Annotated in this window: 22 protein-coding genes and 1 pseudogene; 16 read left to right on the forward strand and 7 right to left on the reverse strand. The window is 43.1% G+C overall.

The window, feature by feature from the left end; all coding sequences use genetic code 11:
- A pseudogene (locus tag RMY31_RS09185) lies at window positions 1-289 on the forward strand (photosystem II q(b) protein); the annotation flags it as partial.
- Window positions 290-510: 221 nt separating this feature from the next.
- Here RMY31_RS09185 and aroH read toward each other — a convergent pair.
- From aroH to RMY31_RS09200, 3 genes are all read right to left on the reverse strand, one after another.
- Window positions 511-948: a chorismate mutase gene (gene aroH / locus RMY31_RS09190; RefSeq protein WP_409877811.1), complete on the reverse strand. Its 438-nt coding sequence runs from the start codon at window positions 946-948 to the stop codon at window positions 511-513.
- Between the two features lie 275 nt (window positions 949-1223).
- Window positions 1224-2045, reverse strand: coding sequence for a signal peptide peptidase SppA (gene sppA / locus RMY31_RS09195; RefSeq protein WP_322660545.1), 822 nt, complete (start codon window positions 2043-2045; stop codon window positions 1224-1226).
- Between the two features lie 651 nt (window positions 2046-2696).
- Entirely contained in the window at window positions 2697-2993 is a 297-nt protein-coding gene (locus RMY31_RS09200) for a hypothetical protein (protein WP_322660543.1), read from the reverse strand.
- Between the two features lie 470 nt (window positions 2994-3463).
- Here RMY31_RS09200 and RMY31_RS09205 point away from each other — a divergent pair, with 470 nt between their 5' ends.
- The 5 genes from RMY31_RS09205 (at window position 3464) to RMY31_RS09225 (ending at window position 7486) form a co-directional block, all read left to right on the forward strand.
- Window positions 3464-4261: an MlaE family lipid ABC transporter permease subunit gene (locus RMY31_RS09205; protein ID WP_322660541.1), complete on the forward strand. Its 798-nt coding sequence runs from the start codon at window positions 3464-3466 to the stop codon at window positions 4259-4261.
- A gap of 198 nt (window positions 4262-4459) precedes the next feature.
- Window positions 4460-4876: a DUF3119 family protein gene (locus tag RMY31_RS09210; protein ID WP_322660539.1), complete on the forward strand. Its 417-nt coding sequence runs from the start codon at window positions 4460-4462 to the stop codon at window positions 4874-4876.
- 108 nt (window positions 4877-4984) lie between these two features.
- On the forward strand, window positions 4985-6238 hold the full coding sequence (locus RMY31_RS09215) for a DUF3086 domain-containing protein (protein ID WP_322660537.1): 1254 nt from the start codon (window positions 4985-4987) through the stop codon (window positions 6236-6238).
- 42 nt (window positions 6239-6280) lie between these two features.
- Window positions 6281-6961 carry a glycerol-3-phosphate 1-O-acyltransferase PlsY gene (plsY, locus tag RMY31_RS09220; RefSeq protein ID WP_322660535.1) on the forward strand — a complete coding sequence of 227 codons (681 nt, stop codon included), beginning with the start codon at window positions 6281-6283 and terminating at the stop codon, window positions 6959-6961.
- 57 nt (window positions 6962-7018) lie between these two features.
- On the forward strand, window positions 7019-7486 hold the full coding sequence (locus tag RMY31_RS09225) for a DUF4189 domain-containing protein (RefSeq protein WP_322660533.1): 468 nt from the start codon (window positions 7019-7021) through the stop codon (window positions 7484-7486).
- A gap of 149 nt (window positions 7487-7635) precedes the next feature.
- On the opposite strand, the gene RMY31_RS09230 is transcribed toward RMY31_RS09225, so the two are convergent.
- Together RMY31_RS09230 and RMY31_RS09235 are read right to left on the reverse strand one after the other, a co-directional pair.
- Entirely contained in the window at window positions 7636-7926 is a 291-nt protein-coding gene (locus RMY31_RS09230) for a GUN4 domain-containing protein (protein ID WP_322660531.1), read from the reverse strand.
- A gap of 124 nt (window positions 7927-8050) precedes the next feature.
- The gene (locus tag RMY31_RS09235) at window positions 8051-8911 is read right to left on the reverse strand and encodes a metallophosphoesterase (protein WP_322660529.1); all 861 of its coding nucleotides are present in this window, start codon (window positions 8909-8911) and stop codon (window positions 8051-8053) included.
- Between the two features lie 157 nt (window positions 8912-9068).
- Here RMY31_RS09235 and der point away from each other — a divergent pair, with 157 nt between their 5' ends.
- The 8 genes from der to RMY31_RS09275 all read left to right on the forward strand — a co-directional run bounded on the left by der (window position 9069) and on the right by RMY31_RS09275 (window position 17910).
- Window positions 9069-10433, forward strand: coding sequence for a ribosome biogenesis GTPase Der (gene der, locus RMY31_RS09240; RefSeq protein WP_322660528.1), 1365 nt, complete (start codon window positions 9069-9071; stop codon window positions 10431-10433).
- A gap of 205 nt (window positions 10434-10638) precedes the next feature.
- A complete protein-coding gene (locus RMY31_RS09245; RefSeq protein ID WP_322660526.1) occupies window positions 10639-11565 on the forward strand; it encodes an energy-coupling factor transporter transmembrane protein EcfT in 927 nt (308 codons plus the stop codon).
- A 100-nt stretch (window positions 11566-11665) separates the two neighbouring features.
- Window positions 11666-11941 carry a hypothetical protein gene (locus tag RMY31_RS09250; RefSeq protein ID WP_322660524.1) on the forward strand — a complete coding sequence of 92 codons (276 nt, stop codon included), beginning with the start codon at window positions 11666-11668 and terminating at the stop codon, window positions 11939-11941.
- 287 nt (window positions 11942-12228) lie between these two features.
- A complete protein-coding gene (gene pipX, locus RMY31_RS09255; RefSeq protein ID WP_096556082.1) occupies window positions 12229-12507 on the forward strand; it encodes a transcriptional coactivator PipX in 279 nt (92 codons plus the stop codon).
- Complete coding sequence (locus tag RMY31_RS09260) at window positions 12504-13172, forward strand: YggS family pyridoxal phosphate-dependent enzyme (protein ID WP_322660522.1); 669 nt, start codon at window positions 12504-12506, stop codon at window positions 13170-13172. The genes pipX and RMY31_RS09260 overlap by 4 nt, the downstream gene beginning before the upstream one ends.
- 364 nt (window positions 13173-13536) lie before the next feature.
- Window positions 13537-14136 carry a cell division protein SepF gene (locus tag RMY31_RS09265; RefSeq protein WP_322660520.1) on the forward strand — a complete coding sequence of 200 codons (600 nt, stop codon included), beginning with the start codon at window positions 13537-13539 and terminating at the stop codon, window positions 14134-14136.
- Window positions 14137-14279: 143 nt separating this feature from the next.
- On the forward strand, window positions 14280-15092 hold the full coding sequence (gene proC, locus RMY31_RS09270; protein WP_322660518.1) for a pyrroline-5-carboxylate reductase: 813 nt from the start codon (window positions 14280-14282) through the stop codon (window positions 15090-15092).
- Between the two features lie 136 nt (window positions 15093-15228).
- Window positions 15229-17910, forward strand: a complete 2682-nt coding sequence (locus RMY31_RS09275) for an RNA helicase (RefSeq protein ID WP_322660515.1) — start codon at window positions 15229-15231, stop codon at window positions 17908-17910.
- 209 nt (window positions 17911-18119) lie between these two features.
- Here RMY31_RS09275 and RMY31_RS09280 read toward each other — a convergent pair whose 3' ends face one another.
- Window positions 18120-18500, reverse strand: coding sequence for a hypothetical protein (locus tag RMY31_RS09280; RefSeq protein ID WP_322660514.1), 381 nt, complete (start codon window positions 18498-18500; stop codon window positions 18120-18122).
- A gap of 516 nt (window positions 18501-19016) precedes the next feature.
- Window positions 19017-19694: a tetratricopeptide repeat protein gene (locus RMY31_RS09285; protein WP_322660512.1), complete on the reverse strand. Its 678-nt coding sequence runs from the start codon at window positions 19692-19694 to the stop codon at window positions 19017-19019.
- 339 nt (window positions 19695-20033) lie between these two features.
- Here RMY31_RS09285 and RMY31_RS09290 point away from each other — a divergent pair, with 339 nt between their 5' ends.
- Complete coding sequence (locus RMY31_RS09290; protein ID WP_322660510.1) at window positions 20034-20738, forward strand: hypothetical protein; 705 nt, start codon at window positions 20034-20036, stop codon at window positions 20736-20738.
- Between the two features lie 62 nt (window positions 20739-20800).
- On the forward strand, window positions 20801-21127 hold the full coding sequence (locus RMY31_RS09295; protein WP_322660508.1) for a hypothetical protein: 327 nt from the start codon (window positions 20801-20803) through the stop codon (window positions 21125-21127).
- Window position 21128 lies beyond the last annotated feature (1 nt).

Raw genomic sequence — 21128 nt, forward strand, 5'->3', positions numbered from 1 at the left:
CAACAACAGCCGCAGTTTGCACTTCTTCTTGGCTGCTTGGCCTGTGATTGGTATCTGGTTCACCGCTTTGGGTGTCAGCACCATGGCGTTCAACTTGAACGGTTTCAACTTCAACCAGTCTGTGATTGATTCTCAGGGTCGTGTGATTAACACTTGGGCTGATATCATCAACCGCGCTAACCTGGGTATGGAAGTAATGCACGAGCGCAATGCTCACAACTTCCCTCTCGATTTGGCAGCAGGTGATGTTGCTCCTGTGGCTCTTACTGCTCCTGCGATTAACGCTTAATCATAATTCGTTTTAGCTGAAATCGAAAGCGCCCTCTTAGTGAGGGCGCTTTTTGCATGGGGAATTAGAAGGTGTAGGCTGAAAAATGCTTTGGTTTAATGCGATCGCACTTTCTATCCTAATTAAACGTGAGTTCTTATACTTTACGAGTTTCACGCTCAGTAAATATGCTTTTGCCAATAGCAATGTTACTACTGTAATAGCTTGTTTTGTAATGATTTTTACAGAAAATTGACGTGAGTATTTTCCACTTTGGACTTAACTGCTGGCTGTGATGCTTGTAAAGATTGGGGCAAACTCCAGTCTGGACGCAAATCGGCAGCGTTACGTAGATATATATGTTGTATTGGGGTGGAAGCTGGCAAGTAGGCGTGAATTAAAAATCGAATGCAACGTTGTAAACTGCCCTCGACGTGCATTTGCTGCACATCTAACATAGCCACATTATCCCAACCTGGACGCGCTCTAGCGATCGCAGCTGGAAAAATCGCATCCAAATCTCGTGTCACAGAGAAAGTCACACTAATCATCTCCTCTGGCTGGAGTTGATTTCGCCTTTCCAGTTCGTCTAGCAGTTCCGTCACCGCTTCTTGGATTGCTTCTTTGGTATTTTCTGAAACAGTTGTTGCTCCACGAATAGCCCGCATTTGCCACTCCACGACAAAATCCTCCTTAAATTATCAGTTGTCAGTTGTCAGTTGTCAGTTGTCAGTAGCTCTTCGGGTGGGAAAAGGGAAGAACTTTGTTTAGTTCCTTTTCCCTTTGCCCTAGCGAAGCCTTCCCCCGCCTTCCCTACTCACTGCCTCCCAACAACTGACTATTGACCGTTGACTAAGCTGATGTGCTTTTAAGTTGCATAACCTTAGCCTCAGAAAGACGCGGGGAAGAGGTGACGCGGGGATTCAATTTAAATGACGATTAGCTTACTGACTATTTACGGTCGATATAACCACAGTGGTAGACCACTGGTTGACATTTCAAATTCGAGCCAGTCAACACCTGCCGCAAGTCGCGATGAAATCTGACGACTCCCTGGCAGAACACGGCTCAACAAAGGTTTTCGTTCTTCTAGCGTATAACAAGGTGTTTTCTCAGGATCGAGGCCAACTAATTCTGCCGTCCAGCGACGCGCATCTTCTTCTGTTCCCAGGCGGTCTACAACACCCAATTCTAAAGCTTGCTGCCCGGTGAAAATCCGACCATCAGCGAAACTTTTCACAGTGTCTACTGCCAAAGAACGCCCCTCAGCTACTGTTTGCACAAATTGCTGATAACTAGTATCAATCAACTCTTGCAAAATGTTTTGTTCGGGTTCGGTCAGTTCTCGGTCGAAGGCCAAAATGTCTTTGTAAGGGCCAGACTTAATGACTTTAAAAGAAACACCGACTTTTTCCAGCAAGCGTTCTAAGTTATTACCACGCAGAATTACACCAATGCTACCCGTAATTGTACCGGGGTTAGCCATGATGTGTTCGGCTCCCATACCGATGTAGACACCACCAGAAGCTGAAATATTGCCAAAGCTGGCAACGATTTTGGTTTTTTCGCGTAAACGCTTGAGGGCACTGTAGATTTCTTGAGAATCTCCGACTGTGCCTCCAGGACTATCAATGCGTAGTAGTAAAGCTGGAAACTTTTTTTCTTCTACGGTTTTTAGAGCTTCTAACACGCGTTTGCGAGTAGAACTAGCGATCGCACCAGTAATTTCAATCCGGGCAATTTGTTTACGAAACTTGGACTTAAAAGGCCAAACCATGAGCAGCTAAAAAACCTCGTAATAAACTCAATATAAAATGCCCAGCGGTCAAACGTCCTATTTTTCTTTGTTCTGTTGAGAAAAATCAGTAAGCATTGTGCTATTCTGCATTTTAATGAAATTTTTAATTTTTGCGTGTATGTTTATTTGCTACTCTCATTCCAACCACTAATTGAACTCTTGAGGATTGGAAAGTAAACAAAATGCAAAAATATATGTCTATACAAAGGGTGTAGATGTATGCAGGTCAATTTACTACACATTAGTGGCCGGTTGCTAGTAGTCTGGCAACCCAAAATTGTCGGGTGAGGGCAGGCAGAGGGAGCAGGGGAGGCAGGGGAAGCAGGGGAAGTAGGGGGAGTGAAGAAGTAACTAACAATAATCCTGCCCAGCTTATTACCATACAAAGTTCCCTTGGCGTACTACTAGATATCGCTTAATGCATCTCACCTCAGGAGTTACAGCTTTTAATTCCGACTCCACTACGAGCGGCTATAGTCTTGAGCAACAGATATCTATGATTAATAAATACTTATATAATCGATACAATTATAGATAAATTAAAAAATGCTAATCTCTGCCTAGGTTATGGCTGGCAGTATTTTCAACTCACAATCGGGGCGCGAACACCTGACATTGTCTTCTGGTTGCCTATGAATCTATGCGTAAAATTTGACAGCGGTAGTAAGCGTAAGTATCAAACAATGCTCCAACGAAACTACAAGTCAAACTAATTACTAATAAACCGCGAAAGGCAGTTCCACTGCCAAAAATAGCGAGAAAATGCAATATGCGAGTAGCACTCGCCTCAGTTGCCCCTTGTAACCCAGGAAGATGACCCATCAAGGGTAAAAGGAACAATACGCCACCGACTAAGAACATGGGGACGGCAAAACTGAAAACAATCGTGAGCAGCAGGGAACGGAGAAAATTGGTAAACATGCTCATTGAGGGCAGGCTCCGCGAATAGATGAACAATAGCTAAAAAGCTAAACTTCATCTTCTACAATACGAGCGATCGCTCGGTCGCAACCAAGATGTCAAAAATCTTAAGTTTTCATTAAAATAAACCGTTACTTGTTACACAAGATGCATTTAGCTCTAACAAGTTCAAAATTCTATAAAAGCCTTGTCAAATCGGGCTTTGACCCAAAATTTCTTTGTTGCAATGCAGCAAAATATCATCTTAACGCACCTGTATTTTCTGAGAATAGCTTTAAACTAAGTTAATGTTTCACCCAGACTAAAGGCGTGGGAGAGATAAAAGAGTAGGGAGAGCAACCGAGGCCAAAGTAGCAGGGGAAGAAGAACCACTGACAACTAACCTCTTGTACAGACGCGATTAATCGCGTCTCTCCTAACTAATGACTAATAAATTCCGCTATTCTTAATGCAGTTACCGAGTTAGCTAAAGAACATTGAGCGAGACTACATCCAAATCCAGTTTAGGAGCATGGAGTCAGCGGCTGCTGGCAGCCATTTTCCTGGGTGGACAAGTGATAGTTCACCTACTGAAGGGCAAAATCAATTGGCGTAATACTTTAGATCAAATGGCAGCCGTTGGTCCAGATTCCCTGTTCATTGCCCTATTGACGGCTGTTTTTGTCGGTGCAGTATTTACCATTCAGGTAGCGCGAGAGTTTATCAACTTTGGTGCTGGAAATCTTGTCGGCGGAGTGCTAGCGGTAGCATTGACAAGAGAACTGTCTCCCGTGTTGACAGCGGTGGTTTTAGCGGGGCGAGTTGGATCTGCCTTTGCAGCAGAAATTGGTACCATGCGGGTAACCGAACAAATCGACGCTATGTTGATTTTAAGAACCGATCCAATTGACTATCTAGTTATTCCCCGCTTGCTTGCTTGCTGCTTAATGCTGCCCATCTTAACTCTTCTGTCTTTGGTGACAGGGATGGTGGGAGGATTGATAATTGCGACGAATATATATAGTATCTCTGACAGCGTATTTCTAGACTCAGCCCGTAACCTTGTGGGTGTCTGGGATATTGTTAGCGCCATGCTTAAGGCGTGTTGCTTTGGTTTGTTAATCGCCGTAATTGGTTGCAGTTGGGGTTTGACAACCACGGGAGGAGCCAAAGGCGTGGGACAATCGACTACAACTGCTGTTGTTACCGCCTTGCTGATTATATTTATTAGCAACTTCTTTCTTTCATGGTTAATGTTTCAAGGAACAGGCAGCGCACTTCTGCAAGGATTCTAGAAGGGGCGAGTGGTAAAGACAAAGGGGACGCGGGGAATAATTAATGCCTCCTGACTTAAAAGAGCAGAGGGAGCTGGGGAAGCTGGGGGAGAAAGACATTTTCATACCTTGGTAATGAAACTTGTTTCATCGGGACTGCCTTCTGCCTTCTGCTTTCTGCCTCCTAACTTATGACCCCTAACTCCTAAAATAGGAGAGATGTTTACTCACAAAGCAGGATTTGAAACTGTGACTAGTCCATTTGCGCCTAACTTAGCATCAACCGTAGAACTCAAACCTAGTTACAATATCCCTATAGTGTTGGTATTTGCTGCCATTCCATTACTGATTATTCAACCTTGGATAGGAGCAGCAATCTCATTATTTGGGTTATTTCTTTTGTTTCAAACTGTAACGTTGCGTTTGCAATTCACCGCCACAGACTTAGATATTTACAGAGGCGAAAAATTAATTCGCCGCTTTCCCTACCAGGAATGGCAAAACTGGCGTATTTTTGGGAATAGAGTCCCTATCTTGTTTTACTTCAAAGAAATCAAAAGTATTCATTTTTTACCGATTTTGTTTGACCCAAACACCCTGAAAACTTGCCTAGAACAACGTTGCCCGCGTATCTAATGCCCCAGTGCTAAGTAAATAGCACTTAGCATTTAGCACATTCTAGGCAAGTCAGTTGTATATTTCTGAAAGCTATTTATTTGCGTCATAGGAATTGCATTATTATTTATGAATCCCGAGGAATCTCAAACCCCAGAATTGAATGATGAGTGGTTGGAGCCAGTACAAGAACAAAACTCTACAGTTAAAAATCCAGAAAACTCATCTGTCGAGTCAGAAGTGCAAACTTCATCAGTTGAGCCACAACTAGATGACGCAAATTCCCAGCCACCCATATCCAATGCAGAAGAGCCAGATGCCGAGTTTGCTGTGCAGTTAGAAGCGGAAACTGCTGCACTGGGGTCAGAAATAGAATCAAAATCAGACGAGAATTCACTGTACGCACAAGCAGTAAACCGAGTAGCAGAGTTGCAACGCACTGAAGCAGCCCTCAAAGAAGAAATAGCCAACCTGCAAAATTCCTACAAAACTCTTCAGACACAACTGAGTGACACTCAAATTTCACTAGGCAGACTCGTACAAGAATCTTTAGTACAGTTAGAACAACGCAAACAGACGCTACAAATTTCTGTAGAACAGCTAGAACGCCGTCAAGAACGCATTCGTAACGAAATGCGAACCACTTTTGCGGGAACATCCCAAGACTTAGCAATTCGGGTACAAGGTTTTAAAGACTATCTCACAGGTAGCTTACAGGATTTGGCAGCAGCAGCAGAGCAGTTACAACTAGTTCCTCCTGCTGTAACAGAACGAGAAAAACCAGTTGTCAAACCAACCAAGCAAGCTGAACCAGAACCAGCAATACCACAATTTGCCCCACAGCAGTTTCAAGATACAACAAAGCAAGTTCGCCGCTTAATCGACCAATACCGCAATCAACCAGATTATTACGGCCCCGCGTGGCAACTACGCCGTACCTTTGAACCAGTCCACGCCGAACGCGTTGCTAATTGGTTTTTCAGCCAAGGCGGACGCGGCGCTTTGCGGACGATGGGTAGCCGCTTACAGAATATTCTGATTGGTTCAGCAGTAATTTCGATATTACACAAGCTGTATGGCGATCGCGTCCGTACATTGGTTTTAGCTAATACGCCAGAACGTTTAGGTGAATGGCGGCGTGGTTTGCAAGATTGTTTAGGAATAGGTCGTCCAGATTTTGGGCCAGATAGAGGTGTAGTATTATTTGAAGCACCAGAAGCTTTGGCACAAAAAGCAGACCGATTGGTAAAAGCAAATCAACTTCCTTTGATTCTCATTGACGATTCTGAAGAGCAAATCAGTTTAGCATTGCTGCAATTTCCCCTGTGGTTAGCCTTTGCCCCTGACCCCAAAACTGTGAGAAATTATGATAATGATTTTTGATTAGTCATCTGTCATCCGTTATCAGTTAACAGTCAACTATTTATGGCTATTTGGTTAACTTTGTGTGGGGCAATATTACTTGTAGCCTACCTGCTGGGTTCTTTTCCTACAGGCTACATTGCTGTAAAGCAGTTAAAAGGTATTGATATTCGAGAAATTGGTTCTGGCTCAACGGGAGCCACTAATGTGTTAAGAACCTTGGGGAAAGGGCCAGGAGCATTCGTTTTAGTACTTGATTGCTTGAAAGGAGTATTAGCGATCACCCTAGCTTACTGGTTATTTAACTTTGCTTCCAGTCAAAATTTAATCCCCCCAACGGTAGATGTGAAACTGTGGCAACCTTGGATAGTCACTTTAATCGGTTTAGCTGCTATTCTCGGACACAGTAAATCCATTTTTTTAGGCTTTACTGGTGGTAAATCTGTTGCTACCAGTTTAGGAATTTTGTTGGCAATGAGTTGGCAGGTAGGTTTGGCAACAGCCGGTGTGTTTGCTGTTGTAGTGGCGATATCGCGGATTGTATCTTTAAGTTCTATTGCAGGCGCGATCGCAGTTTCCATTTTCATGGTTATTTTCCATTTACCCTTACCCTATGTGCTATTTGGTGTTGTCGGTGGCTTGTATGTGATTTTGCGCCACCGCACTAATATTGAGCGGCTACTTGCAGGTACTGAACCAAAAATTGGCGATAAGTTACCAATAGAACCAGAACAAACTGCATAATATCCGAAATGCTTACATATGGAACTGTAGTTGATTACTAGAGTTCAATGAAAAATTATGTTGGCAAATAGACTACAAAAAACTTTCTTTGCAGCAGCTACAGCGTTATCAATTTTACCTGGGTTGCCACAAGTTGCCCAAGCTCAATCTAGCTCAGATGTGTTTGGAGCGATCGCCTATTCTCGCTCAACAAAAGTTTATGCTTCGGCAACTGGTTTGTCACGCCAAGAAGCTGAACGTGGCGCTCTTTATAATTGTCAACAACAATCTCGCGCCAAAGATTGTTCAGTTCCACTATGGTTTAAAAATGCTTGGGGAGCCTTAGCAGTTGGTTCCAATGGTGCTTATGGTACAGGCTGGGGGTATGATACCAATAACCCAAGAAAGGGTAGAGCGATCGCGGGACGTTATGCTCTACAAACCTGCAAAAATTACGGTGGTGTAAATTGTCGAGTAATTTTCACCAAAGAAGCTAGATACCAAGTAATTGACCACGGCTCAGTATTAGTTCCCGCCAACGAGTAAAGCGTATCTGCGTGACTTTCTTATAGTCAAGGCAACCATAGATAAAAACTGATTCTAGAATAATTTTTGGCGCTGCCAGAAGGCAATGTCAACGACGAGTTTGTGGATAGCTATATATTTAAAACTCATATCCCAACGTTAATAAGACTTTACCCTCTAAATTTGTCATTATTTCTAGACTCAGTTTTCCCAATTTTCCCTGCAATCTTGCTCGATCTATCAGTAGTTTCAAAAGTAAGCTTTAAGTAGACTTTCCAGTTATCTTTTACACGGCATCCAACTATATCTCCAAACTTACTAAAGGTTAACAAATCAATATCAGTATTACCAACGATAATTTTCCAAATCAGCTTTTGCACGCTAAAGCCGAAATTGTAACCGTAAATTTCGGTTATCCCGTGAAAAATAGGTGTGCGAGTTAACGTTAAACAGACAATCATCTTTCTTTTGGTAGTAAAGAGAGTCAGGAAATTTCCTCGCTCTCCTCTGGTGTGGCTTTGAATTGGAAGTTATTTCTTGAGATTAACTAAGAGTAACTTGCGATCGCCTATTTCTATTCTGCTATCAAGAATTAGGTGCAACCAAAGTAAACACCGTAATTTCAGGACGAGCAAACAATCGCAAATGTAGTCCTGTCATACCTAAGCCCCGATTAGTATACAAAAGCATGTTTCCTACTTGATATTTCCCCCAGTAATACTGTTCGCCCCAAGGCGGTAAAACCAGTGGCTTGAAAAAAGGTAAACGCATTTGTCCACCGTGAGAATGTCCCGATAGCTGCAAGTCAAACCGTTCTGTAACAGCACTGGTATTTGCAAAGTCTGGTTCGTGTGCTAATAAAATAGCTCCTCCTTCATTAGGTAACTGCTGCATTACTAAATCCAAACGGTCTTTACCCATCCCCACATCATCTACTCCAGCGATATACAACATTGCGCTGCCCCTTTGTAGCGTGTAAATATTATTAATAAGAAGGTATACACCGCTTTTTGCCAATACTTGGATAATTGCCTTGGTATCGTTATCGTGGTCGTGATTGCCTAATACAGCCACAGTCTGATCTTTGGCTGTAAGTTGAGCTAATGGAAACCCAAGAGAAGCAATTAATCTCGGTGAATGACGAGTGATTAAATCCCCTGTAATTGCTACTAAGTCTGGTTTTTGTTGGTTGACTAAACGGACAACACGCCCTAAACGTTGTGGAGTCATCCATCTATCCCGATGAATATCGCTAATTTGTACAATGCGATAGCCATTAAATTCCGATGAAAGATGCGGTAGGGTCAGTTGTAAAGAATTAACCTCAATCCAATTTGGTTCAATTAACTTGGCGTATATTAGAGTACAACAGCCTAACAGAAAGCACCATCCTAAAAATCGCCTAGCTAACTTCCTGGCTTTGACAAGCCACTTACGATTTCTCAAGGCACAATCTCCTTCGACGTGACCGCCAGATTTTCCGTTATGCTATTTCTTTAAATTTGACGGACAATCATCTTTGGGGTTGAGAAATTAAATAAAGAATTAAAGTAGTTAAAATAGAGAGACGTGATATACTACGTCTCTTACTTACCCTGGTTTTATGGGACTGCCAATTGTTGCAATTATCGGACGGCCTAATGTAGGCAAATCCACCCTGGTTAATCGTCTCGCCGGGGAACAAACGGCGATTGTCCACGATGAACCTGGTGTAACACGCGATCGCACTTACATGCCAGCTTACTGGAGCGATCGCGAGTTTTTAGTAGTAGATACTGGTGGCTTAGTATTTAACGATGATACCGAATTCCTGCCACTGATTCGCCAACAGGCATTAACAGCCCTTACAGAAGCTAGTGCCGCGATTTTTGTAGTAGACGGTCAAACAGGACCCTCATCAGCTGATGAAGAAATCGCTGAATGGTTGCGCCAACAACCTGTACCCGTCTTACTAGCTGTGAATAAATGTGAATCTCCAGAACAAGGTTTAATTCAAGCAGCTGAATTTTGGGAATTAGGATTAGGCGAACCTTTCCCTATCTCCGCAATTCATGGTAGTGGTACGGGAGAAATCCTCGACGAGTTAATTAATCACATTCCTACCGTTGATGAAGTACCGGAAACTAATGAAATCAAAGTCGCAATTATCGGGCGGCCAAATGTTGGTAAATCAAGTTTATTAAACGCTTTCGTAGGCGAGGAAAGGGCGATTGTCAGCCCGATTTCCGGCACAACTCGCGATGCTATTGATACCATCGTGGAGCGAGATGGGCAAACCTACCGTTTAATTGACACTGCCGGGATTCGCAAAAAGAAACATATAGAATACGGCACAGAATTCTTTAGTATTAACCGTGCCTTCAAAGCAATTCGTCGCGCCGATGTGGTTTTATTAGTTTTAGATGCCCTTGATGGAGTCACCGAGCAAGACCAAAAATTAGCTGGGCGGATTATCGAAGAAGGTCGAGCTTGCATCATCGTCGTCAATAAGTGGGATGCTGTCGAAAAAGACTCTTACACGATCTACGACTATGAAAAAAATCTGCAAGCACGGCTAAATTTTACCGACTGGGCAGAAACCATCTTTGTTAGTGCCTTAACAGGACAACGGGTAGAAAAGATTTTAGAATTTGTCAACATAGCAGCTGAGTCACATAAACGCCGCGTCACTACATCAGTAATTAACGAAGTCCTAACAGATGCTGTTAGCTGGCATTCACCGCCAGCCTCACGTGGCGGTCGTCAGGGCAAAATTTATTATGGTACGCAAGTAAGTACGCAACCGCCAACCATCGCTCTATTTGTTAACGAAGCAAAACGCTTCAACGACAACTACCGCCGTTACATTGAAAGACAATTCCGGCAACAATTAGGATTCAAGGGCACTCCCATTCGTTTACTATGGCGCAGTAAAAAAGTCCGAGATATGGAAAGTGGTAGCGTCAATAGAGCAACTCGCGTTAAATAGTGCTGAGTACAGACGCGATTATACTCTTACGAGCGTCTACGCGTCTGTACAAGAGTAAGGAGAAGAAAGTGTGCTAAGCGTTATATTGCAGGGCAACATAATCAAGAGTTAGAAGTGAGAACACAATTTAAATTTGGTAATTGACAAAACTCTGACTCCTTCCTCACTCTCTCCTCCCTAACTTTCTACAACTCAGCACTTAGAAATGGATTTACTGCGATCGCTACCGCTAGGACTATATTTAGAACAACCGCAAACTTGGCTACATAAACTCGATGCACGAGTCAAGATTGCCTGGTTGATGAGCTTTTTGACAAGCTACAGTTTTGCCAATAACCAATGGCGCATACTACTAGTAGTACTGTTAATTCTATTTACCTTAGTTGCCAGAATTCCTCGACGAGTTTGGCAACAGCAAATGGGGTGGCTGTTGACACTCACTTTTTTGGTCTTGATTATTGGAGCAGTTAGTCCTGATGGACTGGGTATAGATTATCAGCCACGTCTACCAGCTAACGAACAAGTCTTAAGCCAGCCATCCAATACAAATAATTCTCAAGTTGTCCAAAAGGAAACAGATAGTAACAAAGGCTACAGCTACATTCTGTTTCACAAAGGGCCAGTCAAAGTAACTCGCCGTTCTTTAGATTTGGCGGTGCGCCTGAGTACGATTTTGTTCACCGTGATCTACAGCACTAATCTGTATTTGCTTACAACCGCACCAGAAGAAATCACTTCTGCCATAGAAAGCTTAATGCAGCCCCTGCAACGGCTGAAAATACCTGTAACCGAAATTACTCTAACTTTAACTTTATCCTTGCGGTTTATTCCCCTAGTTTTAGAAGAAGTGCAAAATTTAGTTCGTTCTGTGATGACAAGGGCAATAAATTGGAAAAAGCTAGGATTAAAAGGAGCAGTCAAAGTTTGGATGATAATCGCAGAGCGACTATTAGAGAATCTGCTATTACGGGCAGAACAAATGGCTAGTGCCATGATGGTTCGCGGTTTTACCAGTCCCAACGAACACCAAGTCAAGTGGCATGAATTACGATTAAAATCTTGGGATTGGCTAGCGATCGCAACTTTAACTATATTTTGGGGAGTGCGGGTAGTTTTCGGAAATCAATCTTGATTGGGGACTGGAGATTGGGGATTGGGGAATAAACACTGACTCTTGCCTATTGCCTTCTGAAAACTCACTATCAGCTATTTTGCTCCGCAAAGCGATAATTATGGCAACATGGAGAGAAGTTAGAGTAAACAGAAGTATGAGAGTCGGCTTTTGGCCTAGTAAATTTTCAAGAGTATATGCCGTTGTCACTGGAAGCCTCAGACAAGAGGATGGAGGCTTTTCCAGGTCACAAATGACAACTGGGTATAAATTACCAAAGCTGAATTCCGATATCTATCGCCAAGCTTCAACTCTAGCCTACCCTTTGGAACCCTCAAACGACGAACGGTTTCTGCTTCGCACTACGCGTCTACTTTGTGCAGTTTCGGTTGCCTAGCTAGCCCTTAAAGCAGGTGACTCTACTGCTTGGCTAAAGAACCCTTTTCTGAAAGAAAAAGCTGGGCAACACGCGAATTATCGCTTCTATTATCGTGTTTTCCTTCCCTACTATTAGCTTCATCTGCCCATTAGGAACTAGATCGAGGTTTTCATCGCCGCTACTGGCCGGCAAAAATTGTTGATCGCACAACTTTGCACAAATATTCTGGCGAAAGGGAGTTATTATCGTCTGAATGTGTGCATTTAACTGCGAAAAGAGATATATACTCCTACCTTGACCACTCAATGAATCCAGAAAACTCAGAGACTTACATAAATCATCCAACTTGGGGTTTGCTTTATCGGATCTGCATGGTTGACGAGAACCAGGATCTGTTTACTACTCTGTATGCCCAACGTTTGTTTTTTTTGGTCGCAAATGATGTCAAAGGTATTAAATTTCAGCCTATAGGACGTACAGAAGCGAGAATGTTGTTGGAAAATCGTTTGCGTACCCTGCGTCGCAGTGGTCAATCTCAGGAGTACGATCAGCTTCAGAGTGTTTTCCAACGCACCTTCCAATGACCAGTTCGATTAGCGAACGTATTGCTAAAATACGCGCCTCCCTGCCGCCTTCAGTACGGTTGATTGCTGTCAGTAAGCAAGTCCCGGCTGAAGTCATTCGTTCTGCTTATGCTGCCGGAATTCGTGATTTCGGTGAAAACCGTATCCAAGAAGCTGCCAGTAAACAAGCCGAGTTGCACGACTTATCGGATATTACCTGGCACTTCATTGGACATTTGCAAAGTAATAAAGCCAAAAAGGCCCTTGAACTATTTCAATGGATTCATTCTGTAGATAATTTGAAGCTGGCACAGCGCTTAAATCAATTAGCACAAGAGTTAGGAGTCCATCCCCAAGTTTGCCTACAAGTGAAAATTCTCCCAGACCCCAACAAGTCAGGTTGGAGTGTGTCAGAACTATTAGGTGATTTACCCGCACTCGATCAGTGTAAAACTTTACAAATTCAAGGTTTGATGACAATTCCGCCTTTAGGATTAAAAGCCACTGAAATATTAAGTGTATTCAAGAGTACATACAACTTGGCTCAAGAAATCCAGTCACAAAATTGTCCTGACATTAAAATGCAGCAGTTGTCAATGGGTATGTCGGGTGACTACCAACTGGCAGTGCAAGCTGGCGCAACGATGGTAAGATTGGGGACTATATTGTTTGGCGATCGCACTTAGCGTACAAGCCCCTTGATGTTGGTTTTGATATTAATCAAACTCTGATTGCATACGGAGGAGCTTGCGAGAATACTAGTGCTTTATATGACTTTTTAATTAGTATTAACAAAAGTGAATACTAATTAAAAAAGCACTAAAGTAGCCTTTTTTTCGGACAATCATTAGGATATAATCTTGACTCATTATTGTATCTAAGTTAATGTACAGGCGTTCCCTAAAGCGTTAGTGCATTATTCATAGCTGTAATAGAGGCTACAAACAGCGATAAAATTACTAAGTTGTCTGCCCTTTGTAGCGATCTGAAGTTGGTTAAATCAACTAATAACCACATCAATAAAGGTAACTTTTACCAGGAGCGTAAACAATGAACAATATATTTTCCAAACTTCGAGACTTTGTAGGTCTAAACGAACAAGTGGAATATGAGTACTATGAGGAAGAACCAGATACAGATAACTACCAAAATTTGTATCAACAAGAAAATCCCCAGCCAGCACCAGCAGAGGCTACTGCTCAGAATCGACGTTGGCGCGAACCCGTGACTACAATGGGTGAAGATGTAGCAGTTGGAACAAAGTCTACAATGGGGAATGTAATCGGTATGCCAGGAGCAATTAACGGGATTTCAGAAGTATTAGTACTAGAACCACGTACATTTGAAGAAATGCCTCAGGCAATTCAAGCATTGCGCGAGCGCAAGTCAGTGGTATTAAATTTAACTATAATGGATCCCGATCAAGCACAAAGGGCAGTAGATTTTGTTGCAGGTGGAACTTACGCACTAGATGGACATCAAGAGCGCATTGGAGAAAGCATCTTTTTGTTTACGCCCAGTTGCGTGCAAGTTAGTACCCAAGGTGGAGTTATTCATGAAGTACCACAACCACCAGCTCGTCCCTCACGTCCTGCCGCAAGTACTCCAACCCAAAACTGGGGTAATGACGCTAATCGGATGGCACAATAAGGTTAAATTAGTCATTAGTCCATAGTCAAGAAGAGCCAATGCGTTGGGCGGCTTTGCCGACTTGTAGCAATTGGCGTTCCAAAGTCCACAGTCTTCGACTATTGGCTATTGGCTATTGACTATTGACTAGTGATTATTAGCTCATGACTATTAGATTTGGTTTAATTGGTGGTGGGGTAATGGGAGAAGCATTATTATCCCGCTTACTCGTGCATGGAATTTATCAACCTTCAGAAGTTATAGTCAGCGAACCTTTATTAGCACGCCAGGGTTTTTTACAGCAGCAATATGATGTGACTGTAACCGCAGATAATAGCTCAGTTTTCGCTCTAGCAAGTGAAGTAGTATTTTTAGCAGTAAAACCGCAGGTGTTTAGTGCCATGGCTCAAGAATTAGCAGGTATTCTGGAGGCAGCATACTCACCTTTAGTAATTTCTATTTTGGCGGGAGTGTCTTTAAATCAGCTAGAAGGAGCATTTCCGCAATTACCAGTTATCAGAGCTATGCCCAATACCCCAGCAACTGTAGGGGCAGGAATTACTGCCATGTGTTTAGGTGCATACACCAACACCAAGCACCAGCAAATAGCGCAGCAAATCTTTTCGGCGGTGGGGGAAGTCGTAGAAGTTTCAGAAACTCTGATGGATGCAGTGACAGGACTGTCTGGTAGTGGTCCCGCTTATGTAGCCTTGATGGTAGAAGCACTCGCCGATGGGGGAGTAGCAGCAGGTTTACCGAGGGGAATTGCCAATCAGCTAGCCTTGCAAACTGTACTAGGAACAGCAAGACTGTTAGAGGAAAGTAAAATCCACCCAGCAGAATTAAAAGATCGCGTTACGAGTCCCGGCGGTACGACAATTGCTGGCGTTGCCCAACTAGAACGAGCAGGATTTCGTTCAGCTTTAATAGAAGCAGTGAGAGCAGCTGCACAGCGTTCTCAAGAACTGGGAAAATGAAGTATTGGCGACTGGCGACTGGGGACTGGGGAATGGGGAAGAATTTCCTAATCCCCAATCCCCAATCCCCATTCTTAACGAAGTTGACAAAAGACTCGTTAATATAGTAAACAGTCTGGTTGCATAATGTGATTGAGTGAATTATCCCGCGCCGTCTCCAGAACTTGACTTAGGGTTGATATTTCCCTTTGATCTGGATCAATTCCAGAAAGATGCGATCGCGTCCCTGAACGCAGGACGCTCTGTTGTTGTATGTGCGCCCACTGGTTCGGGCAAAACATTAGTCGGAGAATACGCTATTTATCGCGCTCTATCGCGAGGGAAACGTGTATTTTACACCACCCCCCTCAAGGCACTGTCGAATCAAAAATTACGCGATTTTCGAGAAAAATTCGGTGTTGACCAAGTGGGACTGTTAACTGGAGATGCCTCCATTAACAGAGATGCACCAATTCTGGTGATGACCACAGAAATTTTTCGGAATATGCTCTATGGCACACCCATCGGGCAAGTCGGTATTTCATTGGTAGACGTAGAAGCAGTGGTACTGGATGAGTGCCACTATATGAACGATCGCCAACGGGGGACAGTTTGGGAAGAATCAATCATCTATTGCCCCCGTGAAGTGCAACTCGTAGCCCTTTCGGCAACAGTTGCCAACAGCGATCAACTCACCGACTGGCTAAATCGCGTTCACGGCCCAACTGACCTGATTTACTCTGATTTTCGCCCAGTACCCTTGGAATTTCACTATTGCAATCCCAAAGGGCTGTTTCCTCTACTGAATGATAGCAAAACTAAAATTAACCCCCGCCTAGCAAACCGGGGGAAAAGGAGACAAGGAGACAGAGGCAAAAATGGTAGACCAGAAGCTCCTGGCCTAAGTTATACCCTAAGCCAGCTACAGCAACGGGATATGCTACCAGCGATTTACTTTATCTTCAGCCGTCGGGGATGTGATAAAGCAGTGGCGGAGGTAGGTGATTTATGGCTGGTAAATAATGACGAATCTCAGATTTTGCGGCGACAAATTGATGACTTTTTAACTCGCAATCCCGAAGCCGGGCGTTCTGGACAAATTGCCCCCCTCTACCGAGGAATTGCTGCCCACCATGCCGGGATTTTACCTGCATGGAAAGTGCTTGTAGAAGAACTGTTTCAGCAAGGGCTGATAAAAGTAGTGTTCGCCACCGAAACACTAGCCGCCGGGATTAATATGCCTGCTCGCACAACAGTAATATCCACCCTTTCCAAGCGTACCGACACCGGACATCGCCTGTTAAACGCTTCCGAATTCCTGCAAATGGCAGGGCGGGCAGGTCGCCGGGGCATGGATAAACAAGGTCATGTGGTGACAGTACAAACCCCATTTGAAGGAGCAAAAGAAGCAGCGTATTTGGCTACGTCTCAACCAGACCCCTTAGTGAGTCAGTTTACGCCCAGCTACGGCATGGTGTTGAACTTACTGCAAACTCACACTTTGGATGAAGCCAAAGAACTTATAGAACGCAGCTTTGGGCAGTACATGGCAACCTTGCATTTAAGACCGGATTACGATGATATTGCCGCAATCAAAGCCGAATTAACCCAACTGCAAGAGCAAATCGCCGCCGTTGATGAAAATGAATTGCTGGTTTATGAAAAATTGCGGCAACGCTTGAAAGTAGAACGCCAGTTGTTGAAAACCTTGCAAGAGCAAGCCCAGGAAGATAAACAAGAACAATTGGTGATGATGTTGAGCTTTGCAGTGGCGGGAACGCTGTTGAGCCTTAAGGGTAAAAACATTACAGCACCTTCACCTGTACCAGCAGTGTTAGTAGGAAAAACAACAGACTCTGGTCAAGCGCCTTATTTAGTATGTTTGGGAAGCGATAACCGTTGGTATGTGGTAACTAGTACAGATGTTACCGATTTGTATGCCGAACTGCCGCGAGTGGAAGTGCCGCCAGAGATATTACCACCGCCAGAAATGCCCCTCAAACCAGGGCAGTCACGCCGTGGTAATGAAGAAACATTTGCGATCGCTCAACGCATCCCTAATCCCGGAGAATCTCTGTATATGCCGCCAGAAGTGGCAGAACAACTCAGTCGAACTGCCGCCGTCCAAGAGCAATTAGAGGCTAATTCTCTATATCAATCAGGTAATGCCGCAGCGATTTATAAACGCAGGGCACGCTGTGTCGAACTAGAAGCCGAACTCGAAGAGTTAGAAGTTCAAGTAGGGCAACAGTCACGACGTTATTGGGAAGAGTTTCTCAACCTCATCACAATTTTGCAACACTTTAGCTGCCTAGATAACCTAGTGCCAACAGAATTAGGACAAGTTGCGGCGGCAATCCGCGGAGAGAATGAATTATGGCTGGGTTTAGCACTTGCTAGTAGTGAATTAGACCACTCAGAACCGCACCATTTAGCAGCAGTCATTGCTGCTTTAGTGACAGAAACACCACGCCCCGACACTAGAGTGAACTTTGAACTCTCCTCCGAAATAGATCGAGCTTGGTCTAGATTACAACCAATTCGCCGTTCAGTATTAAAGGTACAATACCGACATGGTGTAGCCTTGCCTGTAGGTTTGGAAAATCGCTATATCAACTTAATTGCCCTTGTGGAACAGTGGGCGTTAGGAACAGAGTGGACAGAACTATGCGAAAATACCACCTTAGATGAAGGTGATGTGGTGAGAATCTTACGCCGAACTTTAGATTTATTATCCCAGATACCCCACGTGCCCAATTTGCCAGATTCCTTGCAGCGTAATGCCTATCGGGCTATGCAATTAATTGATAGGTTCCCAGTCAATGAGGTGGTTGAATAAACTTGATGGGGGCAGGCTTGATTTATAAAGCTAATTGTCCCTTCATGCGATCGCGCTATTATTAATTCGTAATTCATAGTTAAGAAAGTTAGATTTGTTTGGGTTTCTTAACTATGAATCTTTTATGAGATTGATTTTAGAGAATCGGGCTAAAACAAATATGCTCAAAATTAGAAGTTACAGTGACAATGGTTAAGTACTAGCAAATATTAGTACACCAAGTTGCCAGTACCGCGCAGCTGACGCAAAGAATTTATACAATATGGACAGTCGCAGGCAAATAACTTAATTGCCATATCGCTTTCTTCATCGGTAAAATTTAGCTCTGCAACATTGCTATCAGATGGTTGCGCTGAAATGACCATCGATTTAGCTGGAAGGGGAGCGTTTGCACTTCTCTGTGAATCTTTAATACATACAAAATTCATGTTGCCATGAGGATTACTGATACAGGTACGACCATCGTTTGTGTGTATTAATCGCTGAGTGATAGTACCAGCATGGGCTGGATGTACTACTCCTAGTGTAGAGAGCAGAGAGGTAAAAATTGCAGAACTGGAAATCAAATTTAGAATTAGTTTTTTGTTCATTAGTTTCCCAATTAAACAGGTCTGAATGCTAAGGCTATCCGATTAACTATTACAGGTCAAGTTATGTTTTGTCAGGAATATCAAGATTTATGAGTTATTTTGGATAAATTACGCTTAATTTGCTCAAAAACAGAGTTTAAGCTCCTTTTATCTAGCTTTGCTAAATAAAAAAGTTTCCATTGTTAGACCTCAGTTAGAGAAAATGAAATCCACATGAAATTACTTAAAAAGTATAATCCTTTTGTTATCTATTTCCAGACTTAAATATACAGAATAACACGGTAGTAAAAATTAAGTTATTATGTTATCGTTAACAGCCGCTTGTATTAGCAGAACAGCCACTAAAGCTGATGGGCAAAACGCTGCGTCAATTATATGCAACTAACTGGGAAACTGACTCCCTATCAGAATGGCCACAAAGATGTGTTAGCTTTTCTCAATTAATGCAATAAGCTGAACTATTAGCTTGAGAATTCGATTCCAAAACGGCTCTTAATTACTACCCTCTTCTAGTAGTTACTGCTGAATCTGCTGAATAATAGCTTGTGTTTGTTGATAGCCTTGGGTATTCCCTTGCTGGCTAAACAGTGTTGCAGCTTGCTGAAGATCCGTAACAGCACTCTTGCTATTTCCTAAAGCATATTGAGCAAGTCCGCGATTGCCGTAGGCATCAGCTAGATTAGGATTCAAGCTGATTGCCCGATCAAAGTCTTGAAGTGCTGCCTGGGGATTTCTCTGTTTAAAATAAGCAAGCCCTCGATTGTAGTAACTATCTACAAATTTCGGCTCAATTTTGATTGTCTGGTTAAAGTCGGCGATCGCTTTAGGGATATTTCCCAGTTCTGCATGAACAGTTCCTCTACTGTTGTATGCGTCTGCATGGTTGGGATTGAGTTGCAGTGCTTGGTTAAAATCTGCGATCGCTGCTTGAAAATCTCCTATTTGAGATTTAGCCAAACCTCGCAGACAAAAACCCTCGTAAAACTGGGGATTAAGCTGCACTACTTGGTTAAAATCTGCGATCGCTCCTTTGAAGTTACCTTGCTCCAGCTTTTGCTTACCCTGGTTATAGTATTCTGTAAAATTCATTTGGTTGATACCTGTTCGTGGTGCTTCTGCATAAACAACGGCAGGTATTCCACCCAGGACACTCGTTACTCCCAAAATGGCGATTGTTTCCTTGATATGGTTCATAATTGACACCTTGACACTTGCAGCATGGTGGGACTTGTCCCCATTGTAATAGCAACTTGCATACAGCCAGTCAGAATATAGTTTGCGATCGCAACCAAGTATTTAAACTTGCGATCGCAATAATGAATAATTTCAATTCTGCTTTATTGGCCATAATACAATTCCAAAAAACTCTGTATCTTGAGCATCTCTGCATGAAATTTCCAAATAATTATTTAACCAAAATATAATTTGGAAATCAGGAATTAGTAAATGGAAAATTGTAGAAGTTGAAATCAAAGAGTAAATAATTGTTCATTTAACATTTATCACTCATATTCCACCATCAATACCCTTGTTATGAAACCACCCATCAAAAGCATTACTATAGCTACGTTAGCTTTACTACTTGGCCATTCAGCCACCTCAGCAGTTGCATTAACCCAACAAATCCATCACCCACTTACCATCGCTAAATCGCAACCGTTGACAGATACCTTAATCGTTCCTGGCGAACGAGTCGGCCCGGTGACACGTACAACCACCAAGCAAGATTTAGTCAAGCTGTTTGGTGCATCCCACCTTGTTGATAAAACCATTTCAGGCGCTGAAGGAATAGGTAGTTTTGCCGCTACGCAAGTAAACCTCAATCAGGGGCGATGTCTAACGACAAGCCGCTGTGCGTCTACGCTTTTGGTAGTCTGGAGCGATAAGACTCGTACAAAACCCCTAGATGTGCGTAACCTGGGTTCAGCTTGGAAAACACGTGAAGGTATTGGTGTCGGTACACCATTGAGCGAGTTACGCCAGAAATTAGGCAATTTTAAACTCTTTGGGTTGGCTTGGGACTACGGCGGCACTATTTTGTTGGATAGTAGCCGGTTATCGAAGTATCAAGGCAAACTTATCTTACGTGTAGATACCGCTGCCAATGCTGCCGATAAATATCCTCATGATTACCAAGCAGTATCAGGCGATCGCACTTTTTCTGCCAGCAATCCCCACTGGAAACCTTTGGGAGTTAGGCTTGCGGAAATAATCGTTGTACTGAATCCAGGTCAGTAATGATAAGCTGCTAAACATCTACCCCACCTTGAGTAAAGATTATTCACTCAAAAAGTAGTTGAATGTCCTCCGAGCAGCACCTACAGCATAAACGCCAAGCATTACAAAAACATTATGACCTGCAAGCCCAGAAGCTAAAAAGGTTACGTCACGATTACGCGATCGCGGCAGATACTCTTGTTCGTTTCCAACTAGAAAAACAAATTGAACAGACTGAAGCGGAACTTCATCAATTGGATCGACAGCTTCATGAGTTGGAACTATCTGTTTCTATTGGAAGGCTGTATCGTGCTTTATTAAAATTGGGCTATCGCAAACAGGCGCAGGCATTCCGAAAGTTTATTCAGACTCACTCAATAGCAGCTTTTTTAATCTATAGTTCCTACTAAT

Source organism: Dendronalium sp. ChiSLP03b (assembly GCF_034531165.2).
GTDB classification, from domain to species: Bacteria; Cyanobacteriota; Cyanobacteriia; order Cyanobacteriales; family Nostocaceae; genus Dendronalium; species Dendronalium minutum.

What these genes read in the sequence shown, in the direction of transcription:
- sppA (WP_322660545.1), bottom strand. Translation starts at nt 2,045, where the DNA reads ATGGTTTGGCCTTTTAAGTCCAAGTTTCGTAAACAAATTGCCCGGATT.
- RMY31_RS09200 (WP_322660543.1), bottom strand. Translation starts at nt 2,993, where the DNA reads ATGAGCATGTTTACCAATTTTCTCCGTTCCCTGCTGCTCACGATTGTT.
- RMY31_RS09210 (WP_322660539.1), top strand. Translation starts at nt 4,460, where the DNA reads ATGTTTACTCACAAAGCAGGATTTGAAACTGTGACTAGTCCATTTGCG.
- RMY31_RS09215 (WP_322660537.1), top strand. Translation starts at nt 4,985, where the DNA reads ATGAATCCCGAGGAATCTCAAACCCCAGAATTGAATGATGAGTGGTTG.
- plsY (WP_322660535.1), top strand. Translation starts at nt 6,281, where the DNA reads ATGGCTATTTGGTTAACTTTGTGTGGGGCAATATTACTTGTAGCCTAC.
- RMY31_RS09225 (WP_322660533.1), top strand. Translation starts at nt 7,019, where the DNA reads ATGTTGGCAAATAGACTACAAAAAACTTTCTTTGCAGCAGCTACAGCG.
- RMY31_RS09230 (WP_322660531.1), bottom strand. Translation starts at nt 7,926, where the DNA reads ATGATTGTCTGTTTAACGTTAACTCGCACACCTATTTTTCACGGGATA.
- der (WP_322660528.1), top strand. Translation starts at nt 9,069, where the DNA reads ATGGGACTGCCAATTGTTGCAATTATCGGACGGCCTAATGTAGGCAAA.
- RMY31_RS09245 (WP_322660526.1), top strand. Translation starts at nt 10,639, where the DNA reads ATGGATTTACTGCGATCGCTACCGCTAGGACTATATTTAGAACAACCG.
- RMY31_RS09250 (WP_322660524.1), top strand. Translation starts at nt 11,666, where the DNA reads ATGGCAACATGGAGAGAAGTTAGAGTAAACAGAAGTATGAGAGTCGGC.
- pipX (WP_096556082.1), top strand. Translation starts at nt 12,229, where the DNA reads ATGAATCCAGAAAACTCAGAGACTTACATAAATCATCCAACTTGGGGT.
- RMY31_RS09260 (WP_322660522.1), top strand. Translation starts at nt 12,504, where the DNA reads ATGACCAGTTCGATTAGCGAACGTATTGCTAAAATACGCGCCTCCCTG.
- RMY31_RS09265 (WP_322660520.1), top strand. Translation starts at nt 13,537, where the DNA reads ATGAACAATATATTTTCCAAACTTCGAGACTTTGTAGGTCTAAACGAA.
- proC (WP_322660518.1), top strand. Translation starts at nt 14,280, where the DNA reads ATGACTATTAGATTTGGTTTAATTGGTGGTGGGGTAATGGGAGAAGCA.
- RMY31_RS09280 (WP_322660514.1), bottom strand. Translation starts at nt 18,500, where the DNA reads ATGAACAAAAAACTAATTCTAAATTTGATTTCCAGTTCTGCAATTTTT.
- RMY31_RS09285 (WP_322660512.1), bottom strand. Translation starts at nt 19,694, where the DNA reads ATGAACCATATCAAGGAAACAATCGCCATTTTGGGAGTAACGAGTGTC.
- RMY31_RS09290 (WP_322660510.1), top strand. Translation starts at nt 20,034, where the DNA reads ATGAAACCACCCATCAAAAGCATTACTATAGCTACGTTAGCTTTACTA.
- RMY31_RS09295 (WP_322660508.1), top strand. Translation starts at nt 20,801, where the DNA reads ATGTCCTCCGAGCAGCACCTACAGCATAAACGCCAAGCATTACAAAAA.